A 9,734-nucleotide genomic window follows, 5' to 3' on the forward strand; every position below is an offset into this window, starting at 1 on the left:
GCGGCGCGCCTTGCGGCGGGCCAATCGCAGGAATGGGCCGGGTCCGGATTTCTCGCTGTTCTGGTGGGATCGGGATGGTCCCGGGTCGGCGGTCCTGACACACCACGAGGACATCGCCACACTCGAATACCCTGCGCTGCGAGCGTGGACGGTGATGTCGTTGACGTCGTGGAACATCGCGGACTGGCGAATCATCAACGGCCACACGTCATCTGCCAGGCCCGCCGACGCGCCGCATGTGTAAGGCGCGGCAGGTTCACCAATCCCAGGGTCGCCGGATCGGCTCCAATGTAGGGTCGTCGCGCTCAAGCCTGATCCGGATCTTCTCCAGCAGATCTGCCGTCGCCGGATAGAGCCCGGGTTGGCGCCAAGCATCGTCGAGCGACCCTAACGGGACGCGGCGGCGACCGTCCAGATCGGGATGATCCGGCGGATACATCTGGTGCGCGCGGCATTTCTCGTTGATGGCGACGGTGATTCCATCGGCGCTGGGCAGTAGGAAATGTATGGGGTACCACGGGCCGAGCCACCGAAAATCCTCATCGGCGTAGCCCCACGCTCGCGCGAACGGCGGCGCCAGGAGATGCCCGTCGTTGGCGTACTTGGCAGATCCATCCGGCCACACATAGTCGGGTGATAGCACTTCGACGATCTGGCGGGCGGTCGGCAGCGCCGACTCGCTCACTACTTCGACGGACACGGATTTGACTGGGCCGCGGAATCGGACACCGAGGTTCGGGAAATCCGGATCCACCTCCGTCACCAGACCGCCGGGGTCGACCTCGCATACCGCCTGGCCTCCACCGAGTGTGCTGAACGCTAATGCCACGTCCCAGGACGTGCTGGCGTACACGTACTCCCGGCACTCCAGTGGTGCGTTGGGCCGTGCCGGCAGCCCCCGCATCGCGGCTGTTTCGATCTTGCGGACCGCGAACGGCGCGGGGCACGCGCCCAGACCGTGCCAGTATCTGGCGCGGTTCCTCGTTCTTTTCATTGGCATCTCCCCCGTGTTCGACCGTCGTGGCGGTCATCGTTAGTCCTTGTTGGCGCTGTGATCGACGTTGACGACGGGGATTCCCCAACGGCGGGTGGGGTCGAGGCGCCGCAAGGGTGTCTGGTTGAACAGGCGCCGTGCGATTGGGTTGGGCCAGCTGTGATGCTTGTAGGCGTACATCCAGTGACCGGCCAGCCATAGCGCGAGTCCGCCGACGAACGCCGCGAAGCATGTTGCGGCGGGCCCGGGTTGGTTGTGGGTGCCGTAGACGACCATGCCCGTCAAGCCCAGTAGCGCAAAGAGTAGGCCGACGACGCGGGCGATGATCGAGCCGAACAACCATGCGGCCAGAGCGACGACGAAGGCACCGGCGAGGTAGGCGAAGATCACTTTTCAATCATGGCTCAAGGCCGGTGTGTCGGTGTTTGTGCGGGGTCAGTTCTCGCCGGGTTGGCCGGGGAACGCGGGTCGGTGGGATGGCCGCACGCTGATGTCGGGTCCACGGGTTTGTGGCGTCGTCACGTTCGGGCGCTCTGGGCTCGGTGTGCGCGGATAGTAGGTGCGTGGGTAACTCGGCTGCGCGGGCGGCGGCGCCTCGCTCGGCGGTGCTGGCGGGGGTGGGGGCGGCGGCGGTGCGCTGGTCACCGGCGTTGTAGTAGTCGTCGGGGACGTCGGCGTCGTTGGCGCCGGTGCGGGATTATCGCGGGTGGCCGGTTCACGGGTCATCACAATCACGATCGCGGTGATGAGGGCGAGCAGGGCCACGACGATGACAGCCAGGATGGCCGTTGTTCGGCGGTTCGGAAACCAAGGTGGCCGCGACGAGCGGACGGCAGTGGTGAAGCCTATGTCGTCGGTCGCCCACGGATCGGGGTTGGTGACTGTCGGTGTCCACGCGGTGGGGTCGGGAGGGGCGGATCCTCTCCAGAGGTCGGGGTCGGTGGCTGGGTCGGGGTCGCGGATCAGTGGGGGTCGCGACGGCGTCTTGCTGGTGCGGGGACGTGACGGGGATTCGACTGGTCTGTCCACCTGTCCCCTACCTCTAGCCGTCGTGCCACTTTGACGCCATAATTGTGGCATGGCGCGTGTGAGACTGTCCACGACAGTGGATGCCGACCTGATCGGTGCTGCCCGGCAGCTACGCCCTGGTACGAAAGACGCGCCGTTGGTGGACGAGGCCTTGCAGGCACTGTTGGCGATGCACCGTGCTGCCGAGATCGACGTCGCCTACGGCATCTACGACCAGCAGCCGCTCGACCAGCCCGACGAGTGGGGCGACCTGGCTTCGTGGCGACGCGCCGCCGGTGCATCGTGACGGACATCCCCGGCCGCGGTGAGGTCTGGTGGTGCGAGCTGGCCGATATTGGTCGGCGCCCGGTGGTCGTGCTATCACGTGACGCCGCGATCGCGCGCCTTGGCCGTGTGCTGGTGGCGCCGTGCACGACGACGATTCGAGGGCTGGCCAGCGAAGTCGTTCTGGAGCCTGACGCCGATCCGATACCTCGACCGTCCGCGGTGAATCTGGACTCAGTGGAGAGCGTGTCGATTGCCATGCTCGTGGAACGTCTTGGCCGGCTTTCAGATCACCGCATGCGCGCCGTGTGTGCGGCGTTAAACGTTGCTGTCGCTTGCGATTTCGGAGGTGGTGCGACATGACAGATATCAGTATGCTGCCGTATTCGGTGTTGTACACCGCGGCGCGAGATCTCGGCTACACAGAGTTGGAGGCGATGCGTTACGCCAGCGAACCCGACCTGTTCGCGGCCGACCATCCCGACGACATTGTTGAGCTACTCGACGCCAACGAGTGAAAGGGCAGCCCACGGTGAGCCCGTGTAGCGGCGGGTACTGGGTGGTCAGCGTCAACCGGGAGACCGGACAGGCCAGCACGTCTGTTCTGTTCGACGATGCCGACGCTGCCTGGCAGCACAGCATCACGATCGAAACGCCCGAGATCAACACCACGGTGGTCGCCCGCCGCGTCAGGCCGCGGAAGGACGCCTGATGACCGAGCCCAACACGTTGAGGTTGAAACCCCGGAATCCGGGTGTGCGCTTGGAGGATCTCGTCTGGCTCGTGCGCGTTCCGCACGCACCGGCGCGCACCATGGCGTTCACCGCGGACGAAGAGGATTTGGCGCGGCAGCACGCGGATCAGCATGGCGGCATTCTTGTGCCGCTGCCGGTGCCGGATCCGGTGTGGGATTGGGATGCGGGTCGCCTGGCGTGGGGTTGACCGCGCCGACAATCGTTAAGCGTTCCTTCAATCCAGTGTTGTTGTGTCGCTGCGGCGGTCGGCGATCTTGTTTATGGCTTCACAGGCCCGTACGTCTGGCGTGTCGATGTCGCGCAGACCGTGGTCGGCGGCATCGGCGCCGGAGCTGAACAGCGCCACCGACGTGTCGGTTGTGCGGTTGATGTCCAGTTCGGTGCCGTCGATGATGCCGCGGGCGGCGGCCAGGCGGAGGGCGAGCAGGTCGCTGCCGTGGCAGCCGACCCAGCCCGCGCACACCCGCGCCCGAGGATTGTCGGCGCTGGTTTGGTGGCAGAGGAACAGGTGCGGTGGCTGGAATGGGGTGTCAGCGTCGTAGGCGGGCAGTTTGGCGTACTCCTCGGCGGCCCAGATCCCGCTCGGGACGTCGCGGCGGTATGGACACGAGGCGCACGGTTGTGGGGCTGGTCCACGGACCTGGCCCCGCTGTGTCAGTCGCATTGGGCCATCCGTCTTTCCATGAGTGCGAGCGTTTCGGCGCTGAACACACCGATGGGTACCGCACCTTGCCTGATAGCGGCGGTGCGTAGACGGTCGGTGACGTCGTAGTGCGATTCCCAGGTGCCAGGTTTTTGCGCCCATTCCCGTTTAAGGCCAAGTCTTTTGGCGAAGGTGTGTAGTTCGTCGTCGGTGTCGGCCATGAGGTGCGACCAGCGTGCGAAGACGCCGTTGACTTTGGCTGGTAGGCGCATGTCGTCGACGTAGACAGTCAATTCTAGGAGGCCTCGTTGTTGGCGCGGGCGGCGATCGCGGCCAGGTTGCGGTGTTCGAGTGCAGGCAGGGTCAGCAGGTGATTCCACGAGGTGGGGACGGTGGTGAGCTTGGCCATCTCCCGGGTGATCGCGTCGGCAATGCTGGTCCACATCGGTTTTGGTGTGGATGGGTGGGCGAGTTGGCTGACGAGGGCGTGCAGCCGGCGCAGTGCGGCCCGTTCGGTCGGGCTGCGGTCGCTGACGCCGATCGCCGCGGCGTGGTCGTTGGCCGCTCCCCAGGCCAGCAGTGCGACTTCGGCGGCGCGTTCGGCGGCGGTGATCTCGTGGGCGCTGGCTGAGTCTCTGAGGGCCTCCGTTTGCTCGCGCAGGTCGTAGAGCGCGGCACGGTAGGCGGCGGTTTCGGGGACGTTGAGGTCGCGTAGTACGGGCTTGGTGAGATAGTACGCTTCCAAATCCTGTTCGTAGGCAAGCCATTCCGCGTCGAGTTGGGCGAGGGCGGCGCGGACCTCGGCGATCCGTTTCTTGTTCCGTTCAGGGTCATCGGCGGTGTCTTGCGTCGCGGTTCCTGAGCCTACGGGTGAGATAGCCCGGATATCCGCGGGCTGTTCCAGAATGCGGCTGCGTGGCGGCCGGGTGATGGTGTGGATGGTTCGTTCGGTTCCGAGCGCGATCGCGGCGGTCAACACCGTGCCGGTCAATGAAGGCGTCCCGGTCCCGCCGAATGTGATGACATGCCCGACGATGTCACGCAGCTGCGCAAGGAAATTCCCGAACATGCCGATCGCGAAGTTGTCTGACAGGACTGTCGGGTTCGGTTCCGCTGGAATCGCCGCGGCCGCGATGTACAGACTCATGTAGGTGACGCAGGCCGCTACTAGCAGTTTCAGCGCCATCTCGATCGGCCAGAGCCCGATCCGGATGACGAACGGCGCAGAGTACGGTCCGGCTGGTAGCGCTCTGCTCGACGTTGTCCTCACGAAAATCCGTGCGTTCGGCCGCAGTGTTGCGGTGTACGGGCCGCGCATCGTCGTCTCGTTGGACCCGCGTGGTCGCGGCGCGGCGGTCATGGCGTGCCTCCGTCTTTCCGGTGTGCCCAGATCATGCCTGTGGCGTCCTGATGCGGCCGTCCGTACGCAGAGCGCTGTTCGATGGCCCGCAGTCGGGATTCCGATTCGATGACAGGCAGTTTGGCGATATCGGCCAGGGTGCAGGGCACCGTCGTCAGTTTGGTCATGGTGCGGCTGATGGCGTTGATGAGTTGTGGCCACATTTCCTTTGGGGTGGCGCGGTCGTTGAGCTGGCCGACCAATCCGTGCAGTGTTCCCAGGGCCGCCTCTTCGGACGGGCTGAGGTTCGTCACGCCGATCTTCAGAGCGTGCCGGTTGGCGGTTCCCCACGCTTTCAGTGCGTGTCGCGCGGCATCCTGAGCGGCGGTGATCTGTTCGTCGGTGCTGGTGTCGGTCAATTCTTCGGCGCGGTCGCGTAATTCGGCTTCTGCTTCGCGATACGCCTTGATGATCGGGTCGTTGTGGTTACGCAGCTGCGGCTTTGCCAGAAACCATGCATGCGTATCCAGCTGGTACTCCAGCCATTCCGTGTCCAGTTCTGTGATCGCGGCGTGCACGTCGTCGATAGCGCGGCGGCGATCGGCGGGACTCATCATCCGATCGGACTCAGGTCCGCGCATAGCCTGGCCTACAGACGACTGTGTAGCCGGGGCTTGCGAACCGCTTGCAGGTGAAGCGGGAGACCGATTCAGCGCTGCGAGTTGAAGCGCGTCGTCGAGCGAGATCGTCGGATAGCGTGGCGGCATCACCAGTTCGCGTGGGCCACGCAGGTACGCGCCGCGTCGACGCGGGATCATCGCGCTGTAGCCGCATATGACGGCACCCGGGAGTGCGATCAGCAGCGGTACAAGGCCGGCGCCGAGCAAGACGATGAATCCCAGCATGCCGATGAGCGATAACAGCAGCGGTCCCCTATCGCGCAGGATGGAGGGCGGTGCGGTTTCGTCGAGGATCTTCTGAACGCGAGCGATGCGATGGTCACCCGTGAGACTTGCCAGCAGCGGGTCGAGCAGAACCGCCTGTACCGGCCCAGTGGCCATCCATGGCTCATCACCGGCGCCGCCTCTCCCCCTCAGCTGGTCGAGGCGGTCCCGCTCGAATCGGTGGACGTATGCCTCTTCGCGCGCGATCACGCGCGCAAGCGCCGGCGGGGTCGAAGGCGATGTCTGCACCACAACCGCTGCATTGTCGAGTACGGCCAGGCATAAGGCCACCGGCGCGGCGGTGATTACCTCCTGGTTCTGAATAGCCGACAGGTCAGTGTTGGCGGGGTCGGTCATATCCACGGTGTCCAGTTCCGTTCCGGGCATCGAAGTCAAACGTGGTGTAGGCCTGATCACGCTGTTACCGCGCTCGCTCTTGGACCTGTGTTGCGAACAACATCCTTGACTCGGCCGGCAATCATGGTGCCGATCACGCGAAGCAGCGGCCTCACCGGAGGGGGCTCCGGGGTCACTTCGACCCTCCGCGGGCTGGTACCAATGTCACCCATATCGTCGATCCTTCGGACCTGTTCAGGAGGTTTCAAGAGGACCGTCCGCCGCGGGCTTTACCCCCGGCGAGCGGTCATCTACGCGGGTTTCTGCCTATGGTGCCTACGGCCACCGACAGAACTCGTCGGTCGCGTCGCGGCGCTCACGCCGATGTGTTTTCGGAGTAGGGCGGCCGGGCGATGATGATTTCGGGCTTGCCCGGTCCGGCTGGTGGCTTGGCGGTGATCAAGTCCCGCTCGACTGTCTGTTCGTGGAAGACGGTGCCCATAACGGCGGCGATCACGCGGGTGTCAAACGGGGCCCCTGGCGTTACGAGATCCTCGGGGATCAGTGCGATCACGGTCATCATCCCGGTATAGAGCGCCTGCTGATGGACTCGCTGAAAACCGCCCGGAGAGGTCCAGAACAAGATGTCGCCGGGCTGCGCGATGTCCCCCGCCGGCAGTCGCGTACAGCGGTCGAGCTGGACGTCGAGTGTTCTACCGATATCCGTTCCCGTGGCGGCATACACGACGCGGCGGGTGAATCCGGCACGGTCGAACCCGCCGTTGGTGGGGCCGTTCAGATCTCCGCCGCCGAAGACGTACGGGAGTCCGAGGTAGCTGTATGCGATTTCGACAGCGTGTTCTGGGGCCGAGTTGTCGGGCACTGAGGACATATGTCTACTATATCCGACATACCAGAATGTCGGCTATAGTAGACATCAAAGCCGCGCGGCGCGCACGCAACTCACAAGAGCAGGAAGCACCCCACCGCCATGAGCCACTCACCCTCACCTCGCCGGCGCCGCGCGACCGCGAGCCGGACGCGCCCGTGGAAGGTGCATTTTCGCTTCGACGGCACGAAGACGTTCAGCGACGACGAATCCATGACGGGGCTCTATGTCGTCGACACCTCGCGCCCAATCGTCGGAACGACTTCCCATCGCGACGCCGGGGCGGCCGATACCGCCGCACGCCGGGTCTCACGAAACGGCGGTTCCGCCCGGATCACGCTGCGCGACAACATCACTGGCGATGAATCCGAGATCCGCATCTACACGCCCTACGAAGTGGCGTTGCAGGATTTAGTCGAAAGCGAGTCACGATGATCGAGCAGGGCCCCGATGAGGCGTTCGAGTCCGAGGGGAGCACAGGGAGCACACCGGCACCGGTGGTCCGGCATCTGCCGTCGACCATCAAGCAGCTCGGCGATCCGCGAAAGGACGCCGGCTTCACGCTGTTGCCGGCACCACCAGGTGTCTGCTCACAGTGTGCACGCGATCACGAACCGGACGAACCTCACGACGCCCAGTCCCTGCATTACCAGTACACGTTCTATGCCGAACATGACCGGTGGCCGACCTGGGATGACGCCCTGGCGCATTGCAGTGAGGACGTGCAGGCAGTGTGGCGTCGCGCTCTGGCTGAGCGCGGCATCCGCTTCTGATCATTCGGCACCTGCCGCCGCGTTCTGTTCGTGCCAGCCTTGGTTGTAGGCGCGCAGGAGGTGGGTCTTACTCCCGACTGGTGCATCAACGCATGCGGCGTAAAGAGTCTCGTTTACAAAGGGGCTGTTGGGTTTTCCGGCCTTTGCGTCGTCTCGCCCGGCCTGTCGCGCGGCGGAGGCGTCCAGGATGATCTTTGAGCGTGGCCGTGGTCGTGTCATCGGGATCGGTCTGCGGCAGCACTGACTTACGCTGGCGGGTCTTCTGGCCTGCAGTCCGGGAAGAGTGGCTGTGCGACCTGGATCGGTTGTTGTTGCATCTGCTGGGCCACCTGCACGACGTCTTGGTCGAGCGCTTGAGCGATCTGGGTCGTCCGCTGCTGCATTTGTTGGGTGAACTGCTGAGGCTGGCCTTGGGGGTCGTTGTTGCCGTCCGACATCGTATTATTTCCTTGCCTGAGTGTGATTTTCGTTGATCCGGGCGCTATGGGCTCCACACCGCGGCCAGGAAGGTCTGGCCGGTGGCGAGGAGAACCAGGACAAGTGTGGCGGCGGCTGCCTTCCAGATCGACCAGTCGAGTTCCGTCCGGTAGATCCACACGAGCGGGATGCCGACGACGATCAGGGCGACACGCAGAACTGCCATGGCGTACGCCCTCCACCTCGGTCTCCCTGCCGCCGTCTGGCCTGTGTCGCGGTCGTCCATCTGCTCGGCCAGCCGATTGAGGCGCGCGAGAGCATCGGCGCGGCAGTGGACCCGGGTGTGCATGGCGTAGTCGACATCGGGGTCACTCTGGCGGTCATCACTCACACTTGAACCTCCCCTGTGTAAATGGTCCGGCACATAGGGTGGCGGATCAGGGCTATCGCGGATGTCGCGGGCATGGACCGATGGTGTGTCGCGCGCGCTCGGGTTTCAACAGGACTTGCGGGATTGCCGGGTGGTGCGGCCTTTCTCCACGCGGAGGATTTCGGCGGGTTCGATCTTGAAGTGGTTGGCGAGGGCGTAGAGGGTGCTCAGTGTGATGTTTTTGCGGCCGGCTTCGATTTCGGTGAGGTAGGTGCGGGTGAGGCCGACGCTGTTGGCGGTTTGTTCTTGGGTCTCGCCGGCGGCGTGGCGGAGTGCGCGCAGCCTTTCGCCCAGCTTCTGGAGGTCGGCGGCGTCTATCGGCACGATGTCTACTATAGACGACCCTTGCCGTGTCGGTTATAGTCGACATATGTCCCGAGGCGCCGATCCCGCAACCAGGATCTCCGAAGCCCGCCTGATCGAACTGAGACGCGACGGCAAGAGCCGTGACCACGGCTTCGTCGACCCTCACTTGCTGCGCAGGTGCACCGATGCGCTCGACCGGCGGGGCGAAGCGTGGGCCGCCGCGGTCCTCGGCCGCGATATCTCCCGCCGCAGCCTTGCGGTTTCTCACCGGCCGTACCTCTACAACGGTGAGCCGCACGCACTTGTTGCCGCCGACGCCGAAGAGGATCTGATCACCCTTGCTGACCTCGACCCGGACAGAATCGGCGGGTGGTGACGGTGAAGATCACTGATCGCGCCCTGGTGCGGGCCGGCGATCGGGTGACGTGGGGCGCGCTGGGCTACATCCACGAGGGTATTGCCCGAAGCGATCCAGACCTTTGGGACGGCCAGCTCGCCGTCAACGGCGGAATCGACTGGTGGGCAAACTTCTTGTGCGCTGAGCGGGACTGATCGTGGCCAACGATTGTCTTGCCTTGCGTTCAAACACTTTTCGCGCTTTTCGCGCCCACGATG

At 64.7% G+C, this 9,734-nt stretch carries 20 protein-coding genes and 1 pseudogene; 11 read left to right on the forward strand and 10 right to left on the reverse strand.

Annotated elements, in window-relative coordinates:
- Positions 1-244, forward strand: a pseudogene (locus AC5Y5O_RS31210) (hypothetical protein); the annotation flags it as partial.
- A gap of 12 nt (positions 245-256) precedes the next feature.
- Here AC5Y5O_RS31210 and AC5Y5O_RS31215 read toward each other — a convergent pair.
- Genes AC5Y5O_RS31215 through AC5Y5O_RS31225 form a run of 3 tightly spaced genes read right to left on the reverse strand, consistent with a single transcriptional unit; the run spans position 257 to position 2,023 of the window.
- Entirely contained in the window at positions 257-994 is a 738-nt protein-coding gene (locus AC5Y5O_RS31215; RefSeq protein ID WP_005114904.1) for a hypothetical protein, read from the reverse strand.
- Positions 995-1,033: 39 nt separating this feature from the next.
- Complete coding sequence (locus tag AC5Y5O_RS31220) at positions 1,034-1,384, reverse strand: hypothetical protein (RefSeq protein WP_005113615.1); 351 nt, start codon at positions 1,382-1,384, stop codon at positions 1,034-1,036.
- 45 nt (positions 1,385-1,429) lie between these two features.
- Positions 1,430-2,023, reverse strand: coding sequence for a hypothetical protein (locus AC5Y5O_RS31225; protein ID WP_005113616.1), 594 nt, complete (start codon positions 2,021-2,023; stop codon positions 1,430-1,432).
- A 49-nt stretch (positions 2,024-2,072) separates the two neighbouring features.
- Here AC5Y5O_RS31225 and AC5Y5O_RS31230 point away from each other — a divergent pair, with 49 nt between their 5' ends.
- The 5 genes from AC5Y5O_RS31230 to AC5Y5O_RS31250 are packed head-to-tail and all read left to right on the forward strand — an operon-like array spanning position 2,073 to position 3,229.
- Positions 2,073-2,309, forward strand: coding sequence for a hypothetical protein (locus tag AC5Y5O_RS31230; RefSeq protein ID WP_032703735.1), 237 nt, complete (start codon positions 2,073-2,075; stop codon positions 2,307-2,309).
- Positions 2,306-2,650: a type II toxin-antitoxin system PemK/MazF family toxin gene (locus AC5Y5O_RS31235; protein ID WP_005113618.1), complete on the forward strand. Its 345-nt coding sequence runs from the start codon at positions 2,306-2,308 to the stop codon at positions 2,648-2,650. Before AC5Y5O_RS31230 ends, AC5Y5O_RS31235 begins: the two co-directional genes overlap by 4 nt.
- Positions 2,647-2,805, forward strand: a complete 159-nt coding sequence (locus tag AC5Y5O_RS31240) for a hypothetical protein (protein WP_165483568.1) — start codon at positions 2,647-2,649, stop codon at positions 2,803-2,805. Before AC5Y5O_RS31235 ends, AC5Y5O_RS31240 begins: the two co-directional genes overlap by 4 nt.
- A 14-nt stretch (positions 2,806-2,819) precedes the next feature.
- Complete coding sequence (locus tag AC5Y5O_RS31245) at positions 2,820-2,999, forward strand: hypothetical protein (protein ID WP_500028698.1); 180 nt, start codon at positions 2,820-2,822, stop codon at positions 2,997-2,999.
- A complete protein-coding gene (locus AC5Y5O_RS31250; RefSeq protein ID WP_005113622.1) occupies positions 2,999-3,229 on the forward strand; it encodes a hypothetical protein in 231 nt (76 codons plus the stop codon). The genes AC5Y5O_RS31245 and AC5Y5O_RS31250 overlap by 1 nt, the downstream gene beginning before the upstream one ends.
- A 27-nt stretch (positions 3,230-3,256) precedes the next feature.
- Here the strand turns inward: AC5Y5O_RS31250 and AC5Y5O_RS31255 are convergent, their stop codons facing one another.
- The 5 genes from AC5Y5O_RS31255 to AC5Y5O_RS31275 all read right to left on the reverse strand — a co-directional run bounded on the left by AC5Y5O_RS31255 (position 3,257) and on the right by AC5Y5O_RS31275 (position 7,196).
- Positions 3,257-3,706: a DUF6283 family protein gene (locus AC5Y5O_RS31255; protein WP_232530486.1), complete on the reverse strand. Its 450-nt coding sequence runs from the start codon at positions 3,704-3,706 to the stop codon at positions 3,257-3,259.
- Positions 3,697-3,978 (reverse strand): DUF4031 domain-containing protein, encoded by a 282-nt coding sequence (locus AC5Y5O_RS31260; protein WP_005113625.1) that lies wholly within the window; start codon positions 3,976-3,978, stop codon positions 3,697-3,699. The genes AC5Y5O_RS31255 and AC5Y5O_RS31260 overlap by 10 nt, the downstream gene beginning before the upstream one ends.
- A 2-nt stretch (positions 3,979-3,980) precedes the next feature.
- On the reverse strand, positions 3,981-5,045 hold the full coding sequence (locus AC5Y5O_RS31265; protein WP_005115646.1) for a hypothetical protein: 1,065 nt from the start codon (positions 5,043-5,045) through the stop codon (positions 3,981-3,983).
- Complete coding sequence (locus AC5Y5O_RS31270) at positions 5,042-6,325, reverse strand: hypothetical protein (RefSeq protein WP_500028699.1); 1,284 nt, start codon at positions 6,323-6,325, stop codon at positions 5,042-5,044. Before AC5Y5O_RS31270 ends, AC5Y5O_RS31265 begins: the two co-directional genes overlap by 4 nt.
- 355 nt (positions 6,326-6,680) lie before the next feature.
- Positions 6,681-7,196, reverse strand: coding sequence for a C40 family peptidase (locus AC5Y5O_RS31275; protein ID WP_005115648.1), 516 nt, complete (start codon positions 7,194-7,196; stop codon positions 6,681-6,683).
- A 99-nt stretch (positions 7,197-7,295) separates the two neighbouring features.
- Here AC5Y5O_RS31275 and AC5Y5O_RS31280 point away from each other — a divergent pair, with 99 nt between their 5' ends.
- The 3 genes from AC5Y5O_RS31280 (at position 7,296) to AC5Y5O_RS31290 (ending at position 8,439) form a co-directional block, all read left to right on the forward strand.
- Positions 7,296-7,628 (forward strand): hypothetical protein, encoded by a 333-nt coding sequence (locus AC5Y5O_RS31280; RefSeq protein ID WP_232530485.1) that lies wholly within the window; start codon positions 7,296-7,298, stop codon positions 7,626-7,628.
- Positions 7,625-7,966: a hypothetical protein gene (locus AC5Y5O_RS31285; protein WP_005113632.1), complete on the forward strand. Its 342-nt coding sequence runs from the start codon at positions 7,625-7,627 to the stop codon at positions 7,964-7,966. The genes AC5Y5O_RS31280 and AC5Y5O_RS31285 overlap by 4 nt, the downstream gene beginning before the upstream one ends.
- 200 nt (positions 7,967-8,166) lie before the next feature.
- Positions 8,167-8,439, forward strand: coding sequence for a hypothetical protein (locus AC5Y5O_RS31290; RefSeq protein WP_005115651.1), 273 nt, complete (start codon positions 8,167-8,169; stop codon positions 8,437-8,439).
- Positions 8,440-8,447: 8 nt separating this feature from the next.
- Here AC5Y5O_RS31290 and AC5Y5O_RS31295 read toward each other — a convergent pair whose 3' ends face one another.
- Both AC5Y5O_RS31295 and AC5Y5O_RS31300 read right to left on the reverse strand, forming a co-directional pair.
- Entirely contained in the window at positions 8,448-8,774 is a 327-nt protein-coding gene (locus tag AC5Y5O_RS31295; protein WP_005113634.1) for a hypothetical protein, read from the reverse strand.
- A 105-nt stretch (positions 8,775-8,879) separates the two neighbouring features.
- Complete coding sequence (locus AC5Y5O_RS31300; RefSeq protein WP_005113635.1) at positions 8,880-9,137, reverse strand: helix-turn-helix domain-containing protein; 258 nt, start codon at positions 9,135-9,137, stop codon at positions 8,880-8,882.
- A 46-nt stretch (positions 9,138-9,183) separates the two neighbouring features.
- Between AC5Y5O_RS31300 and AC5Y5O_RS31305 the strand changes: the two genes are divergently transcribed.
- Positions 9,184-9,495 carry a hypothetical protein gene (locus AC5Y5O_RS31305; protein ID WP_005113636.1) on the forward strand — a complete coding sequence of 104 codons (312 nt, stop codon included), beginning with the start codon at positions 9,184-9,186 and terminating at the stop codon, positions 9,493-9,495.
- A 2-nt stretch (positions 9,496-9,497) separates the two neighbouring features.
- Positions 9,498-9,671: a hypothetical protein gene (locus AC5Y5O_RS31310; protein WP_005115654.1), complete on the forward strand. Its 174-nt coding sequence runs from the start codon at positions 9,498-9,500 to the stop codon at positions 9,669-9,671.
- The last annotated feature ends 63 nt before the right edge of the window (positions 9,672-9,734 follow it).

This window comes from Mycobacterium sp. NGS40, from assembly GCF_059812735.1.